The sequence below is a fragment of the Pseudomonas serboccidentalis genome, assembly GCF_028830055.1.
Taxonomy (GTDB): domain Bacteria; phylum Pseudomonadota; class Gammaproteobacteria; order Pseudomonadales; family Pseudomonadaceae; genus Aquipseudomonas; species Aquipseudomonas serboccidentalis.
This window is the reverse complement of the sequence record NZ_CP101655.1, coordinates 2,275,199-2,299,472: the sequence shown is the minus strand read 5'-3', so window position 1 is coordinate 2,299,472 and position 24,274 is coordinate 2,275,199. Positions and strand designations below refer to the sequence as shown.

Below are 24,274 nucleotides of genomic sequence, written 5' to 3'. Positions count from 1 at the left end.
CAACACAGGACACTCACTTAAGGCCCAAGGTGCAAATGAAACGATCTGCTTTCTTTATCTCCGATGGCACCGGCATTACCGCCGAAACCCTGGGTCAAAGCCTTCTGGCGCAGTTCGAAAACATTACCTTCACCAAGCTCACGCGGCCGTACATCGACAACGCGGACAAAGCGCGGGCCATGGTACAACAAATCAACAAAGCCGCTGAAACCGACGGCTTGCGTCCGATTATCTTCGACACCATCGTCAATCAGGACATTCGTGAGATTCTCGCAACGTCCAATGGTTTCATGATCGACATTTTCTCGACCTTCCTGGCCCCGCTCGAACAGGAACTGACCGAGCATTCTTCCTACACCGTCGGCAAGTCGCATTCGATCGGGCACAACTCCAATTACATGGAGCGCATCGAGGCCGTGAACTTCGCCCTCGACAACGACGACGGCGCGCGCACCCACTATTACGACAAGGCCGACCTGATACTAGTGGGCGTGTCGCGTTGTGGTAAGACGCCGACGTGTCTGTACATGGCGATGCAATTCGGCATCCGCGCGGCCAACTACCCGCTGACCGAAGAAGACATGGAACGCCTGACCCTGCCGACCGCCCTGCGCGCCCATCAGCACAAGCTGTTCGGCCTGACCATCGACCCGGACCGCCTCACCGCGATCCGTAACGAGCGCAAGCCCAACAGCCGCTATTCGAGTTACGCCCAGTGCGAGTTCGAAGTGCGCGAAGTGGAAAACCTGTTCCGCCGCGAGAACATCCCGCACATCAACTCCACGCATTTTTCGGTGGAAGAGATTTCGGCGAAAATATTGGTGGAGAAAGGCGTGGAGCGGCGTTTCAAGTAGCTTCCGGATATCTGCAACACCGCTATCGCGAGCAGGCTCACTCCTACAATTTGAAATGCATTCCCCTGTAGGAGCGAGCCTGCTCGCGAAGAACGATCACACGGTCTCGGTCAATGCCCGCGCCAGCGCTTCAAACCCGCCCAGCAACAACCGGTCATCCCCCACCGAATTGCACACACTCGCCCGAATGAACTGCGGCACTGCCGCATGTCCGACCGCAAAGGCCTCGGCGGTGGCGACCAGATAGTTGTTTTCTTTCAGCTCCGCAGCAATTTGCGACGCGCGCCACAACTCCGGCACTTCGATCCAGAAGTGCGGACTGTGGACGTGTGTCCTGTACGCCAGGTCTTTCAGCGTCGTGCTGACCAACGCCTTGCGCCGGCCAATTTCACTGATTTGCTCGTTGAGCAGTTGTGTGGCAATGCCACTTTCGATCCAGCGGCACGCCACCTCCATTGCCAACGGATTGGCCATCCAGCACGTCCCGCGAATGGCTGAACTCAAGCGCCCGAGCAATGCGTGCGGCGCGTGCAGATAACCGACACGCAGTCCGGCTGAAACCGCTTTGCTCAAACTCCCGATCAGCACCGACCGCTCCGCAGCAAACGCGCTCAGGGGCAACGGCCGCTGACTATCCAGCAACGCATGTGCCTCGTCCTCGAAAATCAGCAGATTGTATTGCCGGCAGATTTCGCCAATGGCTTCGCGGCGCGGGACCGACATCACCGCCGCGGTAGGATTCTGCAGGGTTGGCGTGCAGTACAACGCAGACACCCGATGCTGTCGGCAGACGTCCTCAAGCGCCGCTGGCAACAAGCCTTCGGCATCCATGGCGACACCGATAAGCTTGATCCCGAGTTGGCGTGCGACGCTGATCAAACCCGGGTAGGAAAGATGCTCGGTGACCACGGTGTCACCGGCCTTGAGCAAGCCCATCAAGGCGCACAGCAGCCCGTGCTGACCACCGTTGACGCACAGCACCTGATCGGCATCCACCTGAAATGCCCCATGGCTCAGCCAGTAAGCACCCGCCTGCCGATGCCGGGGCAAACCGCTTTCGGCGGTGTAGCCCGTCAGCTGCTGCAGGCTGTGCGAATCGTTAGCCAGCGTCTGCAGCGTCAGGCTCATGAACGCGCTTTCCTGTCCGGGAATCGGCTGATTCCGACTCATGTCGAAACAGGCACGCGGCTCATCGCTGACATTGCGAAAGCCCTTGTCCCGCGACCGTTCCATCCCGCGCTGACGCACGAAAGTGCCGTCTCCTACGCGCGCGACGACCAAACCGACCCGTTCCAATTCGCCATAGGCTCGACTGATGGTGCCGATGGTCACCCCCAGGCTGTCGGCCAACAACCGGTGCGGCGGCAGCTTCGCTCCGGCGCCAATCACGCCTTCGGCAATGGCTTTTTCCACCGCATCCGCCAAGCGCTTGTACTTCACGCCGACGCCATTGGCGAGGCCGTCACGCAGGATTGACACCATGGCAATACTTACTTTGACAGTCATTGCCACCCCGAATAGCGTGCTGAAAACAGGTTCAATCAGGGATAGCCCTTTTCACCCACGAGGTCAATTCCTCTGCTGCGGAGCACAAAGCATGTCGACTGCCATCAGCACGCCATTGAACGCCAGCAAACCCTGGCTTGCCGGATTACTCACCTGCACGCTGTTTCTGATTGTCTGCCTGAGCTGGGGCACCACGTGGCTGGGGATCAAGATTGCCGTGGAAAGCATTCCGCCGCTGACCGCCGCAGGCCTGCGCTTTCTGATTGCCTTTCCGCTGTTCCTGAGCTTCGCCGTGCTGCGCAAGGAGCCGCTGCTGTTCCCACGCCAGAGCCGCTGGTTTTTCGTGTTTGTCACGCTGTCGTATTTCAGCCTGCCGTACTACCTGCTCAACTACGGCGAACTGCATGTTTCGTCAGGGCTGACAGCGCTGCTGTTCAGTTGCATGCCGGTGTTCATCCTGATGTTTTCCGCGCTGTTTCTGCGCGAGAAAATCTACCTCTCGCAGATGCTCGGCATCGCCATCGGTTTCGCCAGTCTGTTCATGATCATTCGCAGCCAGGGCCTGCATCTGGACCAGGCGGAATGGCTCGGTGTGCTGGCGATTCTGGGTGCGGCGATCATGCACGCGCTGTGCTACGTGGTGACCAAGAAACACGGCAGCGCGATCAGTGTGATCACCTACAACACCCTGCCGATCGGCATTGCCGGACTGATGTTATTTATTGTCGGATTGAATCTAGAAACACCGGTCTTCAAGGACGTCACCGCGCGGTCCTGGGGCGCACTGTTCTACCTCGGACTGGTGGCATCGGTGGGCGGATTCATCGTTTACTTTTTACTGCTCAAACGCCTGAGCCCGATCATTCTGTCGTTCGTGTTTATCATTTTCCCGGTGTTCGCCGTGATCATCGGCGCCTGGTACGAGGGGCAAACCTTGTCCCGGGAACTGATGATCTATTCGGCGATTTTGTTGAGCGGTTTTGCGATCACCAAATTGCCCATCGAAAAATGGCGCAAACCATCCGTGTAGGAGCTGCCGCAGGCTGCGATCTTTTGATGTTGATCTCAAAAAATCAAAAGATCGCAGCCTGCGGCAGCTCCTACAGGGTTTGGCGTCAAATGACGAACAGGTCGATGAAGCGATTTACGGGAGTAGATTCAAGCCGCGCCTGATCCTTGCACAACGTGAAGATCTGGTTGCTGCGCTGGCCCGTGAAACGCGTCGCCAGGTTGGCCTTGAACTTGTCTTCCAGTAACGGAATGCCTTCGGCGCGACGGCGACGGTGGCCGATCGGGTATTCGACCACCACGTTTTCGGTGCTGGAACCGTCCTTGAAAAACACCTGCACGGCATTGGCAATCGAGCGCTTGTCGGCCTCGAGGTATTCACGGGTAAAACGCGGCTCCTCGACAATGACCATTTTCTCGCGCAGCACATCGATGATCGGGTGCGCGGCGTGGAAGTCGTCCTCGTACTGCTCGGCCACCAGATTGCCGAATGCCAGTGGCACCGCCGTCATGTACTGAATGCAATGGTCGCGGTCGGCAGCGTTGGCCAGCGGCCCGACCTTGGAAATGATGCGAATCGCCGACTCGTGGGTGGTGATGACGATGCGGTCGATGTCATGCAGCCGATTGCGCACCAGCGGGTGCAATGTGACCGCCGCCTCGCAGGCTGTTTGCACGTGGAATTCTGCGGGAAAGCTGATCTTGAACAGCACGTTTTCCATCACATAACTGCCGTAGGGCCGCGAGAAGCTGAAGGCGCGTTTGTTCTCAGGCTTGAGCGCCAGATCGTTATTGGTGTGGCTGAACGACACATCATAGAAGCCCCACTGTTTGGCCGTCAGTACCCCGGGAATGCCCATCTCGCCGCGCAAGGCGATGTCGGCCAGACGCACACCGCGACTGGTCGCATCCCCCGCCGCCCAGGATTTGCGCGACCCGGCGTTCGGCGCGTGGCGATAGGTGCGCAGCGCCTGACCATCGGCAAACGCATGGGACAGCGCCGACAACAGTTGCTCGCGATTGGCGCCCATCAGCTTCGCGGTGACCGCAGTCGAAGCGACTTTCACCAGCAGGACGTGATCGAGGCCGACGCGGTTGAAAGAGTTTTCCAGGGCAATCACACCTTGAATCTCGTGGGCCATGATCATCGCTTCGAGCACGTCGCGCACCGTCAGCGGTGCTTCACCGCTGGCGATGCGTTTCTGCGACAGGTGATCGGCTACCGCGAGAATTGCGCCGAGGTTGTCCGACGGATGCCCCCACTCGGCGGCGAGCCAGGTGTCGTTGTAATCGAGCCAGCGCACGATGCAGCCGATGTCCCACGCGGCTTTCACCGGGTCGAGGCGATACGACGTGCCGGGCACCCGCGCGCCGAACGGCACGACGGTGCCTTCGACGAGCGGGCCAAGGTGTTTGGTGCATTCGGGAAAACGCAGCGCCAGCAGGCCACAGCCGAGGGTGTCCATCAGGCAGTTGCGGGCAGTGTCGAGGGCTTCGGCAGATTCGATTTTGAAGGTGAGGACGTAATCGGCGATGTCCTGCAGGACACGGTCGTAGTCGGGGCGGTTGTTCAGGTCGACGTTGGCGCTCATGTTCGATTCACTCTTGCAGTGTTCGTTGATGGGACCTCGGTTCAGGCTGGCAATTTTTTATTATTGAATGCACTCCCTGTAGGAGCTGCCGAAGGCTGCGATCTTTTGATCCTGATCTTCAAAAACAAAATCAAAAGATCGCAGCCTTCGGCAGCTCCTACAGGGGGATCTCGGGTTGCACTGATCCAGCGTGGGAGCGGGCTTGCTCGGTGTTGGGTCAGAAGGCGTCGCCGGGGATGCGGACGTAGCCTTCCATGAGCACCCGCGCACTGCGGCTCATGATGGCTTTCTTCACCACCCATTCACCGTTTTCCAGACTGGCTTCGGCACCGACGCGCAAGGTCCCGGACGGATGGCCGAAGCGCACGGCATTGCGTTCAACGCCACCCGCTGCGAGATTCACCAGCGTCCCGGAAATCGCCGCCGCCGTGCCAATCGCCACCGCCGCCGTGCCCATCATCGCGTGGTGCAACTTGCCCATCGACAGTGCACGCACCAGCAGGTCGACGTCACTGGCCGCAATCGCCTTGCCGCTGGACGCGACGTAGTCCGCAGGCTTGGCGACGAACGCGACTTTCGGCGTGTGCTGACGCTTGGCCGCGTCATCCAGATTCGAGATCAGGCCCATGCGCAGCGCACCGTGGGCGCGGATGGTTTCGAACATCTGCAGCGCTTTCGGATCGCTGTTGATCGCACTTTGCAGCTCGGTACCGGTGTAGCCGATGTCTTCGGCGTTGACGAAAATCGTCGGGATCCCGGCATTGATCATGGTCGCCTGGAACGTGCCGACACCCGGCACTTCCAGCTGATCGATCAGGTTGCCGGTGGGGAACATCGAGCCACCGCCGCCCTCTTCTTCCGCCGCCGGGTCCATGAATTCGACTTGCACTTCAGCCGCCGGAAAGGTCACGCCGTCGAGTTCGAAGTCGCCGGTTTCCTGCACTTCGCCGTTGGTGATCGGCACGTGGGCGATGATGGTCTTGCCAATGTTGGCTTGCCACACGCGCACCACCGCCACGCCGTTGTACGGAATGCGGCTGGCATCGACCAGACCATTGCTGATGGCGAACGAACCCACCGCTGCCGAGAGGTTGCCGCAGTTGCCGCTCCAGTCCACGAACGGCTTGTCGATGGACACCTGACCAAACAGGTAATCGACGTCGTGATCGGCCTTGATGCTTTTCGACAGGATCACGGTTTTGCTGGTGCTGGAGGTGGCGCCGCCCATGCCGTCGATCTGTTTGTCGTACGGGTCGGGGCTGCCGATCACCCGCAGCAGCAAGGCATCGCGGGCCGGGCCGGGAACCTGCGCGACTTCGGGCAAATCCTGCAGGCTGAAAAACACGCCTTTGCTGGTGCCGCCGCGCATGTAGGTGGCGGGGATTTTAATCTGTGGTGCGTGAGCCATGATGCTCCTTACCGAAGGCACGGGGCCTGAAACCCCATGCCCACATCAGTTGATTTAAACGGCAACCGCCGCCTCTTCGAGGAAGTCCTGGGCGAAGCGCTGCAACACGCCGCCGGCCTCGTAGATCGACACTTCTTCAGCGGTATCGAGACGGCAGGTCACCGGCACCTCGAGGCGCTCGCCGTTCTTGCGATGGATCACCAGCGTCAGGTCGGCACGCGGTGTGCGGGCGCCGATCACGTCGTAGGTTTCGCTGCCGTCGATGGCCAGGGTGTGGCGGTCGGTGCCCGGTTTGAATTCCAGTGGCAACACGCCCATGCCCACCAGGTTGGTGCGGTGGATGCGCTCGAACCCTTCGGCGACGATCGCTTCGACACCCGCCAGACGCACGCCCTTGGCTGCCCAGTCGCGGGACGAACCCTGACCGTAGTCGGCGCCGGCGATGATGATCAGCGGCTGCTTGCGCTCCATGTAGGTTTCGATGGCTTCCCACATGCGCATCACTTTGCCTTCCGGCTCGACCCGGGCCAGCGAGCCCTGCTTGACCTTGCCGTTTTCCTGAACCATTTCGTTGAACAGTTTCGGGTTGGCGAAGGTCGCGCGCTGCGCGGTCAGGTGGTCGCCACGGTGCGTGGCGTACGAGTTGAAGTCCTCTTCCGGCAGGCCCATTTTCGCCAGGTATTCGCCGGCGGCGCTGTCGAGCATGATCGCGTTCGAGGGCGACAGGTGATCGGTGGTGATGTTGTCCGGCAGCACCGCCAGCGGGCGCATGCCCTTGAGCGGACGCGCCCCAGCCAGCGCGCCTTCCCAGTACGGCGGACGGCGGATGTAGGTGCTCATCTCGCGCCAGTCGTACAGCGGCGTGACTTTCGGGCCGGTGTCTTCGTGGACGGCGAACATCGGAATGTAGACCTGACGGAACTGCTCCGGCTTGACCGACGACTTCACCACCGCGTCGATTTCTTCATCGCTCGGCCAGATGTCTTTCAGGCGGATTTCCTTGCCGTCGACCACGCCCAGCACATCCTTCTCGATGTCGAAACGGATGGTGCCGGCAATGGCGTACGCGACCACCAATGGCGGCGAGGCGAGGAACGCCTGCTTGGCGTACGGGTGAATGCGGCCGTCGAAGTTGCGGTTGCCCGAGAGCACGGCAGTCGCATACAGATCGCGGTCGATAATCTCTTGCTGGATCACCGGATCCAGCGCGCCGGACATGCCGTTGCAGGTGGTGCAGGCGAACGCGACGACGCCAAAACCGAGCTGCTCCAGCTCAGTGGTCAGCCCCGCTTCGTCGAGGTACAGCGCGACGGTTTTCGAGCCCGGCGCCAGCGAGGATTTGACCCACGGTTTGCGCGTCAGGCCGAGCTTGTTGGCGTTACGCGCCAACAGGCCGGCGGCGATCACGTTGCGCGGGTTGCTGGTGTTGGTGCAACTGGTGATGGCGGCGATGATCACTGCGCCGTCAGGCATTTGCCCCGGCACGTCATCCCACTGCCCGGAGATGCCTTTGGCCGCCAGATCCGACACCGCCACGCGGGCGTGCGGGTTGCTCGGACCGGCCATGTTACGCACCACCGACGACAGGTCGAACGTCAGGCCGCGCTCGTATTGCGCGCCTTTCAGGCTGTCGGCCCACAGACCGTTGAGCTTGGCGTACTGCTCGACAAGCTGCACTTGCTGGTCTTCGCGACCGGTGAGTTTGAGGTAGTCGATGGTCTGCTGGTCGATGTAGAACATCGCCGCCGTGGCGCCGTATTCCGGGGCCATGTTGGAGATGGTCGCACGGTCGCCGAGGGTCAGCGCGGCCGCACCCTCGCCGAAAAACTCCAGCCACGCGCCGACGACTTTCTGTTTGCGCAGGTATTCGGTCAGCGCCAGCACCATGTCGGTGGCGGTGATGCCCGGTTGCAGCTTGCCGGTCAGTTCGACACCAACGCTTTCCGGCAGGCGCATCCACGAGGCACGGCCGAGCATCACGCTCTCGGCTTCGAGACCACCGACGCCGATGGCGATCACACCCAGCGCATCGACGTGCGGGGTGTGGCTGTCGGTGCCGACGCAAGTGTCAGGGAACGCCACGCCGTCGCGCACCTGGATCACCGGAGACATTTTCTCCAGGTTGATCTGGTGCATGATGCCGTTGCCCGGCGGGATCACGTCGACGTTCTTGAAGGCCTTTTTGGTCCAGTTGATGAAGTGGAAACGGTCTTCGTTGCGACGGTCTTCGATGGCGCGGTTCTTCTCGAACGCCTGCTTGTCGAAACCGCCCGCTTCCACCGCCAGCGAGTGGTCTACGATCAGTTGCGTCGGCACCACCGGGTTGACCTGCGCCGGGTCACCACCCTGCTGGGCAATCGCGTCACGCAGGCCGGCGAGGTCGACCAGTGCGGTCTGGCCGAGAATGTCGTGGCACACCACACGGGCCGGGAACCACGGGAAGTCGAGGTCGCGTTTGCGCTCGATCAGTTGTTTCAGCGAATCGGTGAGCGTGGCCGGGTCACAGCGACGCACGAGGTTTTCCGCCAGCACGCGGGAGGTGTACGGCAGGGTGTCGTAGCTGCCGGGCTGAATCGCCTCGACCGCCGCACGGACGTCGAAGTAATCCAGGGAGCTGCCGGGCAGGTTTTTGCGGAATTCTGTGTTCATCGGGTCAGGACTCGGGTCACGGTGGTTGCAAAGGGTGGGGTCAGACACCGACCTCGAAAATCACCCCTCCCCTGTAGGAGCTGCCGAAGGCTGCGATCTTTTGATTTTTGTTTTTAAGATCAAGATCAAAAGATCGCAGCCTTCGGCAGCTCCTACAGGGATTTGCGGTGTTTTCCAGGATCGGGTCAGCCCACCATTTCAGCGACGTTCGATTGGCACGAACTTGCGCTGTTCAACGCCGATGTACTCGGCGCTTGGACGGATGATGCGGTTGTTGGCGCGCTGTTCGAACACGTGCGCGGCCCAGCCGGTCAGGCGCGAGCAGACGAAGATCGGAGTGAACAGCTTGGTCGGGATGCCCATGAAGTGGTAGGCCGAGGCATGGTAGAAGTCGGCATTAGGGAACAGTTTCTTCTGCTCCCACATGGTCTTGTCGATGGCCTCGGAGACCGGGAACAACACCGTGTCTCCGACTTCGTCAGCGAGTTTTTTCGACCAGCCCTTGATCACCTCGTTACGCGGATCGCTGTCCTTATAGATCGCGTGGCCGAAGCCCATGATTTTGTCTTTGCGCTCGAGCATGCCGAGGGTGCCTTTGATCGCCTCTTCCGGCGATGAGAAGCGCTCGATCATTTCCATCGCGGCTTCGTTGGCGCCGCCGTGCAATGGGCCACGCAGCGAACCGATGGCCGCCGTGACGCAGGAATACAGGTCGGACAGGGTCGAAGCACACACCCGAGCGGTGAAGGTCGAGGCGTTGAATTCGTGCTCGGCGTAAAGAATCAGCGACACGTTCATCACTTTGACGTGCAGTTCGCTCGGCTTCTTGTCATGCAGCAGGTGCAGGAAGTGGCCGCCGATGGTGGGCTCGTCGCTCACGCAATTGATGCGTTTGCCGTCGTGGCTGAAGCGATACCAGTAGCACATGATCGCCGGGAACGCGGCGAGCAGACGGTCGGTCTTGTCGCGTTGTTCGGAGAAGTCTTTCTCCGGCTCGATGTTGCCAAGGAACGAGCAACCGGTGCGCATCACGTCCATCGGGTGAGCGTCAGCGGGGATGCGTTCGAGCACTTCCTTCAGCGCTTGCGGCAGGTCGCGCAGCTTGCTCAGTTTGCCTTGGTATTCGTCGAGTTGCGCTTTCGTTGGCAGTTCGCCGTACAGCAGCAGGTAAGCCACTTCTTCAAATTGCGCATCGGCTGCCAGTTCGCGCACGTCATAGCCGCGATAGGTCAGCCCGGCACCGGCCTGGCCCACGGTGGACAGTGCGGTTTGCCCGGCAACCTGGCCCCGGAGCCCGGCGCCACTGAGTACTTTTGCTTCGGCCATTGCTGTCTCCAATCTTGAATTTGTTAGGGAATCTGCAATTACGGTGTTGTTGGCAAAAGATCGCAGCCTTCGGCAGCTCCTACATCGACCGCGTTCCTGTAGGAGCTGTCGAGTGAAACGAGGCTGCGATCTTTTGATCTTCGCCTTTATTTTTTCGCCGCAAACAACGCATCGAGCTTCTGCTCGAACGTGTGGTAGTCGATGCGATCGTAAAGCTCCATGCGAGTCTGCATGGTGTCGATGACATTCTGCTGCGTGCCGTCGCGGCGGATCGCGGTGTAGACGTTTTCCGCCGCCTTGTTCATCGCGCGAAACGCCGACAGCGGGTACAGCACCAGCGACACATCCGCTCCCGCAAGCTGCTCGGTGGTGTACAGCGGCGTCGCACCGAACTCGGTGATGTTGGCGAGGATCGGCGCCTTCACGCGGTTGGCGAACAGCTTGTACATCTCAAGCTCGGTGATGGCTTCCGGGAAGATCATGTCGGCGCCGGCCTCGATGCACGCGGCGGCGCGATCCAGGGCCGATTCCAGACCTTCGACGGCCAGCGCGTCGGTGCGCGCCATGATCACGAAACTGTCGTCGGTACGGGCATCGACTGCAGCCTTGATGCGGTCGACCATTTCCTGCTGGCTGACGATCTCTTTGTTCGGACGGTGGCCGCACCGCTTGGCGCCGACCTGGTCTTCGATGTGGATCGCCGCCGCGCCGAACTTGATCATCGACTTCACGGTGCGCGCCACGTTGAACGCCGACGAACCGAAGCCGGTGTCGACGTCCACCAGCAGCGGCAGGTCGCAGACGTCGGTGATGCGGCGCACGTCGGTCAGCACGTCATCCAGGCCGGTGATGCCCAGGTCCGGCACGCCGAGGGAGCCTGCGGCCACCCCGCCACCGGACAGGTAGATCGCCTTGAAACCGGCGCGCTTGGCCAGCAGCGCGTGGTTGGCGTTGATCGCGCCGACCACCTGCAATGGATGCTCGCTGGCGACCGCATCGCGGAAACGCTGGCCTGGAGTGTTCTGCTTGGAACTCATGACTCACCTCGTTCAGTGGCTGTCTTATTGTCGGCGCCGTCCTGGTAGTGACGGGCGATGTTGCGTTTCGAGGCGCCGATGTGGCGGCGCATCAACAATTCCGCGAGTTCACCGTCACGGTCGGCGATGGCATCGAGAATCCGGTGGTGTTCGGCAAAGGCCTGGCGTGGCCGGTTGGGCGTGGTGGAAAACTGGATGCGGTACATGCGCACCAGTTGGTACAGCTCGCCGCAGAGCATCTGGGTCAGGGTGCGGTTACCGCTGCCCTGGATGATCCGGTAATGAAAGTCGAAATCGCCTTCCTGCTGGTAGTAGCCGACGCCGGCCTGAAACGCTGCGTCGCGCTCATGGGTTTCCAGCACTCGACGCAGTTCGTCGATTTCTTCGACGCTCATGCGTTCGGCCGCCAGACGGCAAGCCATGCCTTCGAGGGATTCACGGATTTCGTAGAGTTCGAGCAGCTCGGCGTGGCTGAGTGACACCACCCGCGCGCCGACATGCGGTACGCGCACCAGCAGGCGCTGGCCTTCGAGCCGATGAATGGCCTCGCGCAGCGGTCCGCGACTGATGCCGTAGGTGCGTGCCAGCTCGGGCTCGGAGATCTTGCTGCCCGGGGCGATCTCGCCTTTGACGATGGCCGCCTGAATGCGCCGGAAGACGTTTTCCGAGAGCGTCTCGGAATCGTCGCCGCTGATGACCGGGGGATCGAGTTGATCCAGCATATTGTCGACACCTTTAAATCAAATGCGGCAAAAACTAGCCAATTCACCCGCATCAGTCAAAGGATAAATAGGTATTGTCGACAATCGTCTAATAACCGGAAAAGATCGCAGCCTGCGGCAGCTCCTACAGAGTGCACATGAATCCAATGCAGGAGTTGCCGCAGGCTGCGATCTTTTGAGCTTTTATAGACCGGCGTGAGCGCTGGCGCCATAAAACCACCGTGCTAGAATGCCGCCCGCATTTGCTGGCCATTTGCACGGCTTGTCATAAAAAGCTGATAGGCACACGAAGGCGCTTGCGCAAGTTTTGCCAGGAACCTGAACCGAGAACGGAACGCTGCGCACCAGGATTTATGAGACTCAAGCCCTTCCCCACATTTTTCGCTCTGTTTTGCCTGCCCGGCCTGGCTGCCGCGGGGGAAAAAACCGTGTACGGCCTCAACGAATATGCATCGCTTGATGGCATCAATCTGCAAGTCGCGGCCAAACTCGACACGGGCGCCAAAACCGCCTCGCTGAGTGCCCGCGACATCAAACGCTTCAAACGTAACGGCGAGTCGTGGGTGCGCTTTTATCTGGCGATCGACGCCGCGCACTCGCACCCGATCGAACGGCCACTGGCCCGGGTCAGCAAGATCAAACGCCGCGCCGGCGACTACGACCCGGAAGAAGGCAAGAAGTACACGGCCCGCCCGGTGATCGAGCTGGACATCTGCATGGGTTCGGCGTTACGCAGCATCGAAGTGAACCTGACCGACCGTAGTGCGTTCCAATACCCGCTTTTGATCGGCTCCGAAGCCCTGAAACGCTTCGACGCGCTGGTCGACCCCAGTCTTAAATACGCTGCAGGCAAACCCGCCTGCACCATCGCCGCTCATACCGCCGAGTAATTTCCATGCGTTCTCTAACCTTCCACCTGAAAATCCTGATCACCATTCTGGTGCTCCTGGGCGTTTCGGTTACGGCCTATCAGATTTTCGTGCTCGGCATCCCGGTGACCGAAGACGCCACCGACGACCTGTGGAACATCGACGCCAAAGTCGAGTTCGTCGCCAGCACCAAGGATCCGGTGAAGATCCAGATGTTCGTGCCGCCCCTGAGCCGCGACTACGTCAGCCTCAACGAAAGCTTCATCTCCAATAACTACGGTGTGGCGGTCAACCGCGTCGACGGCAACCGCAAGGTCACCTGGTCGGCGCGCCGGGCCAAGGGCAACCAGACCCTTTATTACCGTCTGGTGCTGACCAAGCGTTACACCGCGGAAAAAACCAAGATCAAAGGTCCGACCTTCCGCGACAGCATCGCCATCGAAGGCCCGGAAAAAATCGCCGCCGAAGCCCTGCTCGCACCGATCCGCCAGCACTCGGCCGATGTCGAGACCTTCATTGGCGAGGCGATCAAACGCGTCAATAACGTCAACGACGACAACGTCAAACTGCTGCTGGCCGGCGACCCGTCGACGCCGCACAAGGCGAAGATCGTCGAACTGTTGCTGTCCATCGCCCACGTACCGGTGGAAAAGGTCCACACCATCCGCCTCGTCGCCGATCAGCCGCAAACCCCGGAACTGTGGCTGCGCAGCTTCAACGGCAACGACTGGCTGTACTTCAACCCGGAAACCGGTGAACAAGGCCTGCCGACCGACCGCCTGCTGTGGTGGACCGGTGATGAAAACCTGATCACCGTCGACGGCGGCAAGAAAGCCAACGTGACCTTCAGCCTGAACAACAGCGAGATGAACGCGATTCGTCTGGCCAAGCTGACCGACGAAAACACCGACGCCAACTTCCTCGAATACTCGCTGTACGGCCTGCCGCTGCAGACCCAGCAGACGTTCATGATCATGGTGATGATCCCGATCGGCGTGCTGGTGATCCTGATCCTGCGCAACCTGGTCGGCCTGCAGACCCTCGGCACGTTCACCCCGGTACTGATCGCCCTCGCCTTCCGCGAAACGCAGTTGGGCTTCGGCATCCTGCTGTTTACCGTGATCACCGCGCTGGGCCTGTCATTACGCTCGTATCTGGAACACCTGAAGCTGCAGATGCTGCCGCGCCTCTCGGTGGTGCTGACGTTCGTGGTGGTGCTGATCGCGGCGATCAGCCTGTTCAGTCACAAGCTTGGTCTGGAGCGCGGCTTGTCGGTGGCGCTGTTCCCGATGGTGATTCTGACCATGACCATCGAACGCCTGTCGATCACCTGGGAAGAACGTGGCGCCAGCCATGCGCTGAAAGTGGCGATCGGCACGCTGTTCGCCGCCTCGCTGGCGCACTTGATCATGACCGTGCCGGAACTGGTGTACTTCGTCTTCACCTTCCCGGCGATCCTGCTGATTCTGGTGGGTTTCATGCTGGCAATGGGTCGTTATCGCGGCTACCGCCTGACCGAGCTGGTGCGCTTCAAGGCTTTCCTGAAGAAGGCTGACGCCTGATGTTCGGTTTCTGGAAGACCTGGAAGGCCCTGGAAGCCCGGGGCATCATGGGCATCAATCGGCGGAACGCCGACTACGTGCTCAAGTACAACAAGCGCAGCCTGTACCCGATCGTCGATGACAAGATCATCACCAAGGAGCGCGCGATCGCCGCCGGTATTCATGTGCCGGAGCTGTATGGCGTGATTTCCACGGAGAAGGAAATCGACAAGCTCGACGCGATCATCGGTGGGCATAACGATTTCGTGATCAAACCGGCCCAGGGCGCTGGCGGTGACGGCATCATCGTGATCGCCGACCGCTTCGAAGGCCGCTATCGCACGGTGTCGGGCAAGATCCTCGCCCATGAAGAGCTGGAGCACCACATCTCCAGCATCCTCACCGGCCTGTACTCGCTGGGCGGTCACCGCGACCGCGCGCTGATCGAATACCGGGTGACCCCGGACCAGATCTTCAAGAGCATCAGCTACGAAGGCGTGCCGGACATCCGCATCATCGTGCTGATGGGTTACCCGGTGATGGCCATGCTGCGCCTGCCGACCCGCCAGTCCGGCGGCAAGGCCAACCTGCACCAGGGCGCCATCGGCGTCGGTGTCGACCTCGCCACCGGCCTGACCCTGCGCGGCACCTGGCTGAACAACATCATCAACAAACACCCCGACACCACCAACGCGGTGGACGGCGTGCAACTGCCCTACTGGGACGGTTTCATGAAACTCGCCGCTGGCTGCTACGAGCTGTGCGGGCTGGGTTATATCGGTGTGGACATGGTGCTGGACCAGGAGAAAGGCCCGCTGATTCTGGAGCTGAATGCACGGCCGGGGCTGAATATCCAGATTGCCAACGATTGCGGGCTGACTCAGCGCACGCACGCGGTCGAGGCGCATCTGGAAGACCTGAAGGCGCGTGGGGTGACGGAGTCGGTTGAGGAACGGGTGGCGTTTACCCAGGAGATGTTTGGGCATATTCCGCCGGTCGAGGGCTGATCCGGAACTGCATCGCGGCCATCGCGAGCAGGCTCACTCCTACAGGGGAACGCATTCCAAATTGTAGGAGTGAGCCTGCTCGCGATAGCGGACTTACCGCCACCACAAGACTCAACCCGGCCCCCAATCTGCTCATCCCCGACATCCCCTCTAGGAGCAACTCCCGCAGAGGACTACAATCCCCACCCCGCCTCAATGGCCGATCTGCCCCGCCCATGTTGACCTGTTCCGTACACCCGCTGCCCTACCGCGCCAACCCCGCCGACTACTTTGCGGCCATCCGCCATGCGCCCGGTGCCGTGCTGCTCGACAGCGGCCGGCCGAGTGCCAACCGTGGTCGTTATGACCTGCTCAGCGCCTGGCCGCTGGAGCATCTGGCGGTGTTGCCCGACGAAAGCGGCAGCGTTTTCCTGCAACGTCTGCGCAATAATCTGACCCGCCTGGGCGAAGCGCAGCTGCCTGTGGAATATGACCTGCCCTTCGCCGGCGGCCTGATCGGCTATCTGAGCTACGACTTCGGCCGGCATCTGGAAACCCTGCCGAGCCAGGCCCGGGACGATCTGCAACTGCCCGATGCGCGATTCGGCCTGTATGACTGGGCGCTGATCAGCGATCACCAGACCGCCACCAGCCAATTGGTGTTTCACCCATCGATGGCCGACAGCGAGCGGCAACGGCTGATCGCTCTGTTCAGCCAACCGTCCGCGGCGACGCTGACGCCGTTCAAGCTGAACACGCCGATGACCGCCGACCTGTCGGCCGATGACTATCGCCAGGCGCTGGAGCGCATTCATCAATACATCCAGGCCGGCGACTGCTATCAGGTCAACTTCGCCCAGCGTTTCCGCGCACCGTGTCAGGGCGATCCGTGGCTGGCCTATTGCGCGTTGCGCGCAGCCTGCCCGACGCCGTTTTCCGGCTTCCAGAGCCTGCCCGACGGCGGCGCGGTGTTGAGTTTGTCGCCGGAGCGTTTCGTCAAAGTCAGCGAGCGCCAAGTGGAAACCCGCCCGATCAAAGGCACGCGCCCCCGTGGTCTGACGCCTGCCGAAGACGCGGCCAACGCTGCCGAACTGCTGGCCAGCCCCAAGGATCGCGCGGAAAACCTGATGATAGTCGACCTGCTGCGCAACGACCTCGGCCGCACCTGCCGCATCGGCTCGGTGCGGGTGCCGGAGTTGTTCAGTCTGGAAAGCTATCCCAACGTGCATCACTTGGTCAGCAGCGTGACCGGTGAACTGGCGGATGACCGCGATGCCCTGGACCTGATCGCCGGCAGCTTCCCCGGCGGCTCGATCACCGGCGCGCCGAAGATTCGTGCGATGCAGATCATCGACGAGCTGGAGCCGACCCGGCGCGGTTTGTATTGCGGCTCGTTGCTGTACCTGGACGTACGCGGCGAGATGGACAGCTCCATCGCCATTCGCAGTCTGCTGGTCAAGGATGGCCAGGTGTGTTGCTGGGGCGGTGGCGGGATCGTGGCCGACTCGGACTGGCAGGCGGAGTATCAGGAGTCGATTACCAAGGTCAAAGTCCTGCTCGACACCCTGCAAAACCTCTAGACCACCACAATCCTGTGTAGGCGCTGCCGAAGGCTGCGATCTTTTGATCTTGATCTTAAAAAACCAGATCAAAAGATCGCAGCCTTCGGCAGCTCCTACAGGGATTGGGTTTACAGGCTCAGGTCGCGGTTCGAGGCCTTGATGAATTCCTGCTTCAACTCGGCAAACGTGTGCACCGCCGGGAACTGCGGGAACTCACGGATCACATTCTCCGGCGCATGGAACAGAATCCCCGCATCCGCCTCGCCCAGCATGCTCGTGTCGTTATACGAATCCCCCGCCGCAATCACCCGGTAGTACAGGCTCTTGAACGACAGGACCGACTGACGCTTGGGATCTTTCTGACGCAACTGATAGCTGGTCACCCGCCCGCTGTCGTCAGTGATCAGGCGATGGCAGAGCAAGGTCGGGAAGCCCAGTTGCCGCATCAGCGGCTGGGAGAACTCGTAGAAGGTGTCCGAGAGAATCACCACCTGGAAGCGTTCGCGCAGCCAGTCGACAAACTCCACTGCGCCGTCCAGCGGCTTGAGCGTAGCGATCACTTCCTGAATGTCCGAGAGCTTCAGGCCATGCTCGTCGAGGATGCGCAGACGCTGCTTCATCAGCACGTCGTAATCGGGAATGTCCCGGGTGGTGGCCTTGAGGGAGTCGATTCCGGTTTTTTCGGCGAAGGCGATCCAGATTTCCGGTACCAGTACCCCTTCAAGATCCAGGCAAGCAATTTCCACAAGACACTCCCGTTTGTATTGATTATTGAGTCGAGCGAGCCCGAACTCTAGCGACTCCCCGGCAACGGCGCAACGCAGCGGGCACCCCGTACCCCGCTGCTTTTTGTTAACATCGCCGCCATATAGAGCGCCCAGCGCCACCGACCTGTAGGAAGCCGCCCTGATGAGCCCAACGTTCGATGTCGTGGAACTCGCCACGACCTATGCCAACAAATCCGCGCAGGACATCCTGAAGCTCGCGTTTGCCGAGTTCGGCGATGAGCTGTGGATATCTTTCAGCGGCGCCGAGGATGTGGTGCTGGTGGACATGGCCTGGAAGCTGAACAAGAACGTCAAGGTGTTCAGCCTCGACACAGGCCGGCTGCACCCGGAGACCTATCGTTTCATCGAGCAAGTGCGCGAGCACTACAAGATCGATATCGAAATCGTCTCACCGGACTACACGAAACTGGAACCGTTCGTGAAGGAAAAAGGCCTGTTCAGCTTCTACAAGGACGGCCATGGCGAATGCTGCGGCATCCGCAAGATCGAACCGCTGCGCCGCAAATTGTCTGGCGTCAAAGCCTGGGCCACCGGCCAGCGCCGCGACCAGAGCCCAGGCACCCGCAGCGCCGTGGCGGTGCTGGAAATCGACACCGCGTTCTCCACCCCGGAACGCACCCTGTACAAGTTCAACCCGCTGGCGCAAATGACCAGCGAAGAGATCTGGGGCTACATCCGCATGCTTGAGCTGCCATACAACAGCCTGCATGAACGCGGCTTCATCAGCATCGGCTGCGAACCGTGCACCCGCCCGGTCCTGCCGAACCAGCACGAGCGCGAAGGCCGCTGGTGGTGGGAAGAAGCGACGCAGAAAGAATGTGGGTTGCATGCGGGGAATATCATCAGCAAGTCCAACAGCTAAAAGATCGCAGCCTGCGGCAGCTCCTACAGGAGAACGCATTCCCATGTAGGAGCTGCCGCAGGCTGCGATCTTCTGATCTTCAAGAATGTGTACACACGAATGTCACCATCAGTGCCATTTATGTGTGCACTTTTTTGTTTGCTCGCCCTGAAAAGTTACATCCCTTCTGAACGTCCCTTCCTTTCGGCATTCGCCAAAATCTCCCGCAAAAAATAAATAGCTGTTCAATCGGTCAATTTATAACCATCTGTTTTCAAAAGCTTAGCCCTCATCGATAACTTTTCGAAATGAGCCCGGCTGCACATAGATCAGCATCTGGCACAGATCTGGCTTTAGTGCATACATGTTTTGTATACAAAACCGCAAAACATGACCTGACACTTTCGATCCGCAAGCCTGAAGCGCCCTATCCCGTACAGGCTGCAGATGCCCCGTAACCAGTGATGTTTGCTGGCCGCGACGAAGATTTGTCGAGCCCCGGGCTCATGCACAGTCATCGCGGCCCCGCCCATCAGGAGCCTGCCGGAATGCGTACAAGCCTCTCCAACAACATCGCGCTGAATCTGCCCGCCTCTGCCCTCGACCAGCCCTTGCCCCACGATGGCCTGACCGAACCGTTACAACTGAGCCCCCGTCTGCACAACAGCGACCTGGCACCGACCCGGACCGAAGGTCGGCGCTGGGGCAAATACAGCATCTTCGCCCTGTGGACCAACGATGTGCACAACATCGCCAACTACTCGTTCGCCATCGGTCTGTATGCGTTGGGCCTGGGAGGCTGGCAGATCCTGCTGTCACTGGGGATCGGCGCGGCGCTGGTGTACTTCTTCATGAACCTGTCCGGCTACATGGGGCAAAAAACCGGGGTGCCGTTTCCGGTGATCAGCCGGATCAGTTTCGGCATCCACGGCGCGCAGATTCCGGCGTTGATCCGGGCGGTGATCGCCATCGCCTGGTTCGGGATACAGACGTACCTGGCATCGGTGGTGTTTCGCGTGCTGTTGACGGCGATCCACCCCGGCTTCGCCGAGTACGACCACAACTCGATCCTCGGCCTGTCGACCCTGGGCTGGGTGTGTTTCGTGGCGATCTGGTTCGTGCAACTGGCGATCCTCGCGTACGGCATGGAGATGGTCCGCCGTTACGAAGCCTTTGCCGGGCCGGTGATTCTGCTGACCGTCGCCGCCCTCGCCGCGTGGATGTACACCCAGGCCAACGCGACCATCGCCTGGTCGATCCGCGAACCGCTGACCGGCGGCGAGATGTGGCGCAACATCTTTGCCGGCGGCGCCCTGTGGCTGGCGATCTACGGCACGCTGATCCTGAATTTCTGCGACTTCGCGCGCTCTTCGCCGTGCCGCAAGACCATCAAGGTCGGTAATTTCTGGGGGTTGCCGGTGAACATTCTGGTGTTCGCCGCCATCACCGTGCTGTTGTGCGGCGCGCAATTTCAGATCAACGGGCGGATCATCGAAAGCCCGACCGAAATCATTGCGTCGATTCCCAACACGTTCTTTCTGGTGCTCGGTTGCCTGGCCTTCCTGATCGTCACCGTGGCAGTGAACATCATGGCCAACTTCGTCGCGCCGGCCTTCGTGCTCAGTAACCTGGCGCCGAAGTACCTGACCTTCCGCCGCGCCGGGCTGATCAGCGCGACCATCGCCGTGCTGATCCTGCCGTGGAACCTCTACAACAGCCCACTGGTGATCGTGTACTTCCTGTCCGGCCTCGGCGCCCTGCTCGGCCCGTTGTACGGGGTGATCATGGTCGACTACTGGCTGATCCGCAAAGGCCGGATTCACGTCCCGCAGTTGTACAGCGAAGATCCCAACGGCGCTTATTACTACAGCCGCGGGGTGAATTTCCGCGCCGTGGCAGCGTTCATTCCTGCGGCGCTGATCGCCATCGTCCTGGCGCTGGTGCCGGGCTTCCACAGCATTTCGCCGTTCTCCTGGCTGGTGGGCGCCGGCATCGCCGCCCTGCTCTACCTGATCATTGCCAAGCGTCAGCCGCACTACGCCGACGTCAGTGGCGAAGCCATCGCCGTCGACAACGTCAGCCACTAATTTCCTCGCGGCCCGGGTTTCGGGCCGCTGAACTGCCCGCAATAAGGACTTCTCATGCGTATTCTTGTGGTCAACGTCAACACCACCGAATCCATCACCCAGGCCATCGCCCGCTCGGCGCAGGCGATCGCTTCACCCGGCACGGAGATTGTTGGTCTGACGCCGTTCTTCGGCGCCGACTCGGTGGAAGGCAATTTCGAAAGTTACCTGGCGGCCATCGCCGTGATGGACCGGGTGATGTCTTACGATCAACCGTTCGACGCGGTGATTCAGGCCGGCTACGGCGAACACGGCCGCGAAGGCTTGCAGGAACTGCTGAACGTGCCGGTGGTGGACATCACCGACGCGGCGGCGAGCACCGCTATGTTTCTCGGCCACGCCTATTCGGTAGTGACCACGCTGGATCGCACCGTACCGCTGATCGAAGACCGGCTGAAACTCTCGGGTCTGTGGGATCGCTGCGCTTCGGTGCGGGCCAGTGGTCTGGCAGTGCTGGAGCTGGAACACGAGCCGCAACGGGCGCTGGAAGCCATCGTGCAACAAGCGGAACTGGCGGTGACTCAGGACAAGGCCGAGGTGATTTGCCTCGGCTGCGGCGGCATGGCCGGGCTGGATGAACAGATTCGTCGCCGCACCGGAGTGCCGGTGGTCGATGGCGTGACGGCGGCGGTGACCATCGCCGAATCGCTGGTGCGGTTGCGGTTGTCGACATCCAAGGTGCGCACTTACGCGACGCCACGGCCGAAACAGATCATCGGCTGGGCGGAGCGGTTTGCCCGGTAGACCGCGTTATCGTTCATCGCGAGCAGGCTCGCTCCTACAGGGTTAGTGTCGTACCCGAAATCTGTGAGCAACACCGAACTCTGTAGGAGTGAGCCTGCTCGCGATGGCCGCAACCCGGTCAAAAGCCAAACTCAGAAAGCACTGAACCGCCGAGCCAACCCCCGCTCCGCAAACTGCTCAATCACAAAATCGACAAACGCCCGAGTCTTGCCCGGCAGCAATTTGTGCTCGGCGTAGTAGATCGAAATGTTGCCGTCATCGACGTACCAATCCGGCAGCACACGTTGCAACGTGCCCGCCTCGAGATAACCCACGGCAAACGGCATGCTGACCAGCGCAACCCCCAGCCCTTGTGCTGCTGTGGCGCAGGCGGCTTCGGAGTCGCTCATGGTCATTCGCGTCTTGAGGGTCAAGGGTTGACAGAGCTGACTGCCGTTACTGATCAACTGCCAGGAACGTACTCGACCGGTTTGCGGCGAACGAATCAGGATGCCGTCGTGATATTGCAGGTCATCCGGCTCGGCAATCGCCTCATGTTTTTCCAGATAGTCAGCAGATGCCACCAACACTCGATGCGCGGGTGCCAATTTGCGTGCGACGACGCCTTGGGGCAATTCGAATCCCCCGCCAATCGCCGCATCGAAACCCTGCCCAATTAAATCGACCTGACGGTTATCAAAATGCCAGTCAGGGTTGATCGCCGGAAACCGACGTAAAAACTCTTCCAGCAACGGCACAACGTACAAACGCCCGAATACCGTGCCCATGCTGACTTTCAGCGTGCCCGCCGGCAATCCTTCGACACTGGCCAGATTGGCCACAGCATTTTGAATCGTCGTCAGGCTGCTACTGACCTGACTCAAAAACAGCTGACCGGCCTCGGTCAGGGTCAAGCTACGTGTACTACGCTGGAACAGCCGTACACCGAGCCGCGCCTCGAGCTTCGCCACACTCTTGCCGACGGCTGCGGGTGTCAGGCTCAAGCGCCGCGCCGCCTCGGCAAAGCTGCCGACTTCGGCACTGCGCACGAAGCATTCGATACTGCTGAAGGTTTCCATGATCGCCACTATAAACTTTTGGTTTACACAGACTATAGCAATCATGGGCTACACGGTTGTCGATGCAAGGCCGATACTCGGCTCCAACACCAAGGCACCTCGCCTTCAACTTCCTGGAGATCGAACATGACCACTCAACACCTCAGCGGCAAAGTCGCTCTGATTCAAGGCGGTTCCCGTGGCATCGGCGCCGCCATCGTCAAACGTCTGGCTGCCGAAGGCGCCGCTGTCGCGTTCACCTACGTCAGCTCCACCGCCAAGGCCGAAGAACTGCAAAACAGCATCACCGCCAACGGCGGCAAAGCCCTGGCGATCAAAGCCGACAGCGCTGACGAAGCGGCGATCCGCAACGCTGTCAGCGCCACTGTCGAAGCCTTTGGCCGCCTCGATATTCTGGTGAACAACGCCGGTGTGCTGGCCATCGCGCCACTGGAAGATTTCAAACTGGAAGACTTCGACCAGACCCTGGCAATCAACGTGCGCAGTGTGTTCATTGCTTCTCAGGAAGCCGCCAAGCACATGGGCGAAGGCTCGCGCATCGTCAACATCGGCAGCACCAACGCCGACCGCATGCCCTTCGGCGGCGGCGGTGTGTACGCGATGAGCAAATCGGCGCTGGTCGGCCTGACCAAGGGCCTGGCCCGGGATCTCGGCCCACGCGGCATCACCATCAACAACGTGCAGCCCGGCCCGGTCGACACCGACATGAACCCGGCCGATGGCGATTTCGCTGAAAGCCTGATCCCGCTGATGGCGGTGGGTCGTTACGGCACTGCCGATGAAATCGCCGGTTTCGTCGCCTACCTGGTGGGCCCGGAAGCCGGTTACATCACCGGTGCCAGCCTGACCATCGACGGTGGCTTCGGCGCCTGATGCGCTGAATCCCGGGTACAAAAAACGCCGCGCCTCGGTTCCGAGGGCGGCGTTTTTTCATGGTGTTTATTGAGCGATCAGGCCCATTCCAGCGCCGGCAAACCGCAGGCACTCGGGGTGAACGCCTTGAGCGTGCGCAGAATCCCGTCGGCGTGAGCGTATTTTTCATCGGCCATGGCCGCGTCGGGAATCGCGATGGCGGTCATCCCCGCCGCTTTCGCCGCAGTGACGCCAAACGGCGAATCCTCGAACACCAGACAATCTTCAGGCGCGACGCCCAGACGCCGGGCGGCGGTGAGGAAAATGTCCGGCGCCGGTTTGGCGGCGCCGACTTCCGGGTCGTCCGCCGTGACGATGAAATCGAACAGCGCAAACCAGTCGCGGTGCAAGGTGGTTTTCTGGCCGAACGACTGTCGCGACGAACTGGTGCCCACGGCGATCGGAATGTTGTGCGCCTTGAGGTGGCGAATCAGCTCCTCCGCACCCGGCATTGCCTGCGCCTTGGGAAAACGTTCGCGCATCAGCGGCTCGCGGATCACCAGAAACTCTTCGGCGCTGATCGGCAGGTCCAGCGCCTGCACCACGTAGTTGGCCAGGTCATTGGCGCCACGCCCGATGATGTTCTGTTTAACGCTCCAATCGAAAGTCCGCCCGTAACGCTGGGCAATGAGCGACGTGACCTCGGTGTAGATGCCTTCGGTGTCCAGCAACAAACCATCCATGTCGAAAATCACGGCCTTGATCGGGCCAAACGTCTTCATCGGTGCATTCATCATCGGATCCG

Annotated in this window: 20 protein-coding genes; 10 read left to right on the top strand and 10 right to left on the bottom strand. The window is 60.7% G+C overall.

Features of this window, described 5'->3' with window-relative positions; translation table 11 throughout:
- The first annotated feature begins 35 nt into the window (after nucleotides 1-35).
- Nucleotides 36-854, top strand: coding sequence for a posphoenolpyruvate synthetase regulatory kinase/phosphorylase PpsR (gene ppsR, locus NN484_RS10650; RefSeq protein ID WP_127652014.1), 819 nt, complete (start codon nucleotides 36-38; stop codon nucleotides 852-854).
- Nucleotides 855-950: 96 nt separating this feature from the next.
- Here ppsR and NN484_RS10645 read toward each other — a convergent pair whose 3' ends face one another.
- On the bottom strand, nucleotides 951-2,360 hold the full coding sequence (locus tag NN484_RS10645; RefSeq protein ID WP_274659070.1) for an aminotransferase-like domain-containing protein: 1,410 nt from the start codon (nucleotides 2,358-2,360) through the stop codon (nucleotides 951-953).
- A 91-nt stretch (nucleotides 2,361-2,451) separates the two neighbouring features.
- Between NN484_RS10645 and NN484_RS10640 the strand changes: the two genes are divergently transcribed.
- The gene (locus tag NN484_RS10640) at nucleotides 2,452-3,390 is read left to right on the top strand and encodes a DMT family transporter (protein WP_274659069.1); all 939 of its coding nucleotides are present in this window, start codon (nucleotides 2,452-2,454) and stop codon (nucleotides 3,388-3,390) included.
- Between the two features lie 85 nt (nucleotides 3,391-3,475).
- On the opposite strand, the gene prpD is transcribed toward NN484_RS10640, so the two are convergent.
- The 6 genes from prpD to NN484_RS10610 all read right to left on the bottom strand — a co-directional run bounded on the left by prpD (nucleotide 3,476) and on the right by NN484_RS10610 (nucleotide 12,099).
- Nucleotides 3,476-4,960, bottom strand: coding sequence for a 2-methylcitrate dehydratase (gene prpD / locus NN484_RS10635; RefSeq protein ID WP_274659068.1), 1,485 nt, complete (start codon nucleotides 4,958-4,960; stop codon nucleotides 3,476-3,478).
- A gap of 217 nt (nucleotides 4,961-5,177) precedes the next feature.
- Nucleotides 5,178-6,368, bottom strand: coding sequence for a 2-methylaconitate cis-trans isomerase PrpF (gene prpF, locus NN484_RS10630; protein ID WP_274659067.1), 1,191 nt, complete (start codon nucleotides 6,366-6,368; stop codon nucleotides 5,178-5,180).
- A 54-nt stretch (nucleotides 6,369-6,422) separates the two neighbouring features.
- The gene (acnD, locus tag NN484_RS10625; RefSeq protein ID WP_127652009.1) at nucleotides 6,423-9,017 is read right to left on the bottom strand and encodes a Fe/S-dependent 2-methylisocitrate dehydratase AcnD; all 2,595 of its coding nucleotides are present in this window, start codon (nucleotides 9,015-9,017) and stop codon (nucleotides 6,423-6,425) included.
- A 198-nt stretch (nucleotides 9,018-9,215) separates the two neighbouring features.
- On the bottom strand, nucleotides 9,216-10,343 hold the full coding sequence (prpC, locus tag NN484_RS10620) for a bifunctional 2-methylcitrate synthase/citrate synthase (RefSeq protein WP_274659066.1): 1,128 nt from the start codon (nucleotides 10,341-10,343) through the stop codon (nucleotides 9,216-9,218).
- Nucleotides 10,344-10,489: 146 nt separating this feature from the next.
- On the bottom strand, nucleotides 10,490-11,380 hold the full coding sequence (gene prpB / locus NN484_RS10615) for a methylisocitrate lyase (RefSeq protein WP_274659065.1): 891 nt from the start codon (nucleotides 11,378-11,380) through the stop codon (nucleotides 10,490-10,492).
- Nucleotides 11,377-12,099 carry a GntR family transcriptional regulator gene (locus NN484_RS10610; protein ID WP_169432611.1) on the bottom strand — a complete coding sequence of 241 codons (723 nt, stop codon included), beginning with the start codon at nucleotides 12,097-12,099 and terminating at the stop codon, nucleotides 11,377-11,379. Before NN484_RS10610 ends, prpB begins: the two co-directional genes overlap by 4 nt.
- Nucleotides 12,100-12,455: 356 nt before the next feature.
- On the opposite strand from NN484_RS10610, the gene rloA reads away from it, so the two are divergent.
- The 4 genes from rloA to pabB all read left to right on the top strand — a co-directional run bounded on the left by rloA (nucleotide 12,456) and on the right by pabB (nucleotide 17,078).
- Nucleotides 12,456-12,992 carry a retropepsin-like aspartic peptidase RloA gene (rloA, locus tag NN484_RS10605; protein ID WP_102357837.1) on the top strand — a complete coding sequence of 179 codons (537 nt, stop codon included), beginning with the start codon at nucleotides 12,456-12,458 and terminating at the stop codon, nucleotides 12,990-12,992.
- Nucleotides 12,993-12,997: 5 nt separating this feature from the next.
- Nucleotides 12,998-14,533 (top strand): osmotic stress tolerance membrane protein RloB, encoded by a 1,536-nt coding sequence (gene rloB, locus NN484_RS10600; RefSeq protein WP_274659064.1) that lies wholly within the window; start codon nucleotides 12,998-13,000, stop codon nucleotides 14,531-14,533.
- Nucleotides 14,533-15,519, top strand: coding sequence for an alpha-L-glutamate ligase-like protein (locus tag NN484_RS10595; RefSeq protein ID WP_274659063.1), 987 nt, complete (start codon nucleotides 14,533-14,535; stop codon nucleotides 15,517-15,519). The genes rloB and NN484_RS10595 overlap by 1 nt, the downstream gene beginning before the upstream one ends.
- Nucleotides 15,520-15,734: 215 nt before the next feature.
- Nucleotides 15,735-17,078, top strand: coding sequence for an aminodeoxychorismate synthase component I (pabB, locus tag NN484_RS10590; protein WP_274659062.1), 1,344 nt, complete (start codon nucleotides 15,735-15,737; stop codon nucleotides 17,076-17,078).
- 110 nt (nucleotides 17,079-17,188) lie between these two features.
- Here the strand turns inward: pabB and thrH are convergent, their stop codons facing one another.
- Nucleotides 17,189-17,806 (bottom strand): bifunctional phosphoserine phosphatase/homoserine phosphotransferase ThrH, encoded by a 618-nt coding sequence (thrH, locus tag NN484_RS10585; RefSeq protein ID WP_127652004.1) that lies wholly within the window; start codon nucleotides 17,804-17,806, stop codon nucleotides 17,189-17,191.
- Nucleotides 17,807-17,969: 163 nt separating this feature from the next.
- On the opposite strand from thrH, the gene NN484_RS10580 reads away from it, so the two are divergent.
- From NN484_RS10580 to NN484_RS10570, 3 genes are all read left to right on the top strand, one after another.
- On the top strand, nucleotides 17,970-18,710 hold the full coding sequence (locus NN484_RS10580) for a phosphoadenylyl-sulfate reductase (RefSeq protein ID WP_274659061.1): 741 nt from the start codon (nucleotides 17,970-17,972) through the stop codon (nucleotides 18,708-18,710).
- 527 nt (nucleotides 18,711-19,237) lie between these two features.
- Nucleotides 19,238-20,776: an NCS1 family nucleobase:cation symporter-1 gene (locus tag NN484_RS10575; protein ID WP_274659060.1), complete on the top strand. Its 1,539-nt coding sequence runs from the start codon at nucleotides 19,238-19,240 to the stop codon at nucleotides 20,774-20,776.
- Between the two features lie 54 nt (nucleotides 20,777-20,830).
- Nucleotides 20,831-21,559: an aspartate/glutamate racemase family protein gene (locus NN484_RS10570; protein WP_127652001.1), complete on the top strand. Its 729-nt coding sequence runs from the start codon at nucleotides 20,831-20,833 to the stop codon at nucleotides 21,557-21,559.
- 131 nt (nucleotides 21,560-21,690) lie between these two features.
- On the opposite strand, the gene NN484_RS10565 is transcribed toward NN484_RS10570, so the two are convergent.
- Nucleotides 21,691-22,617: a LysR family transcriptional regulator gene (locus NN484_RS10565; protein ID WP_274659059.1), complete on the bottom strand. Its 927-nt coding sequence runs from the start codon at nucleotides 22,615-22,617 to the stop codon at nucleotides 21,691-21,693.
- Nucleotides 22,618-22,743: 126 nt separating this feature from the next.
- Between NN484_RS10565 and NN484_RS10560 the strand changes: the two genes are divergently transcribed.
- Entirely contained in the window at nucleotides 22,744-23,490 is a 747-nt protein-coding gene (locus NN484_RS10560; protein WP_274659058.1) for a 3-oxoacyl-ACP reductase family protein, read from the top strand.
- 77 nt (nucleotides 23,491-23,567) lie between these two features.
- Here the strand turns inward: NN484_RS10560 and NN484_RS10555 are convergent, their stop codons facing one another.
- A complete protein-coding gene (locus NN484_RS10555; protein ID WP_274659057.1) occupies nucleotides 23,568-24,263 on the bottom strand; it encodes an HAD-IA family hydrolase in 696 nt (231 codons plus the stop codon).
- Between the last annotated feature and the right edge of the window lie 11 nt (nucleotides 24,264-24,274).

Excerpts from the sequence above, each read along its gene's own strand:
- ppsR (WP_127652014.1), top strand. The coding sequence starts at position 36 with ATGAAACGATCTGCTTTCTTTATCTCCGATGGCACCGGCATTACCGCC.
- NN484_RS10645 (WP_274659070.1), bottom strand. The coding sequence starts at position 2,360 with ATGACTGTCAAAGTAAGTATTGCCATGGTGTCAATCCTGCGTGACGGC.
- NN484_RS10640 (WP_274659069.1), top strand. The coding sequence starts at position 2,452 with ATGTCGACTGCCATCAGCACGCCATTGAACGCCAGCAAACCCTGGCTT.
- prpD (WP_274659068.1), bottom strand. The coding sequence starts at position 4,960 with ATGAGCGCCAACGTCGACCTGAACAACCGCCCCGACTACGACCGTGTC.
- prpF (WP_274659067.1), bottom strand. The coding sequence starts at position 6,368 with ATGGCTCACGCACCACAGATTAAAATCCCCGCCACCTACATGCGCGGC.
- acnD (WP_127652009.1), bottom strand. The coding sequence starts at position 9,017 with ATGAACACAGAATTCCGCAAAAACCTGCCCGGCAGCTCCCTGGATTAC.
- prpC (WP_274659066.1), bottom strand. The coding sequence starts at position 10,343 with ATGGCCGAAGCAAAAGTACTCAGTGGCGCCGGGCTCCGGGGCCAGGTT.
- prpB (WP_274659065.1), bottom strand. The coding sequence starts at position 11,380 with ATGAGTTCCAAGCAGAACACTCCAGGCCAGCGTTTCCGCGATGCGGTC.
- rloA (WP_102357837.1), top strand. The coding sequence starts at position 12,456 with ATGAGACTCAAGCCCTTCCCCACATTTTTCGCTCTGTTTTGCCTGCCC.
- rloB (WP_274659064.1), top strand. The coding sequence starts at position 12,998 with ATGCGTTCTCTAACCTTCCACCTGAAAATCCTGATCACCATTCTGGTG.
- NN484_RS10595 (WP_274659063.1), top strand. The coding sequence starts at position 14,533 with ATGTTCGGTTTCTGGAAGACCTGGAAGGCCCTGGAAGCCCGGGGCATC.
- pabB (WP_274659062.1), top strand. The coding sequence starts at position 15,735 with ATGTTGACCTGTTCCGTACACCCGCTGCCCTACCGCGCCAACCCCGCC.
- NN484_RS10580 (WP_274659061.1), top strand. The coding sequence starts at position 17,970 with ATGAGCCCAACGTTCGATGTCGTGGAACTCGCCACGACCTATGCCAAC.
- NN484_RS10575 (WP_274659060.1), top strand. The coding sequence starts at position 19,238 with ATGCGTACAAGCCTCTCCAACAACATCGCGCTGAATCTGCCCGCCTCT.
- NN484_RS10570 (WP_127652001.1), top strand. The coding sequence starts at position 20,831 with ATGCGTATTCTTGTGGTCAACGTCAACACCACCGAATCCATCACCCAG.
- NN484_RS10565 (WP_274659059.1), bottom strand. The coding sequence starts at position 22,617 with ATGGAAACCTTCAGCAGTATCGAATGCTTCGTGCGCAGTGCCGAAGTC.
- NN484_RS10560 (WP_274659058.1), top strand. The coding sequence starts at position 22,744 with ATGACCACTCAACACCTCAGCGGCAAAGTCGCTCTGATTCAAGGCGGT.
- NN484_RS10555 (WP_274659057.1), bottom strand. The coding sequence starts at position 24,263 with ATGAATGCACCGATGAAGACGTTTGGCCCGATCAAGGCCGTGATTTTC.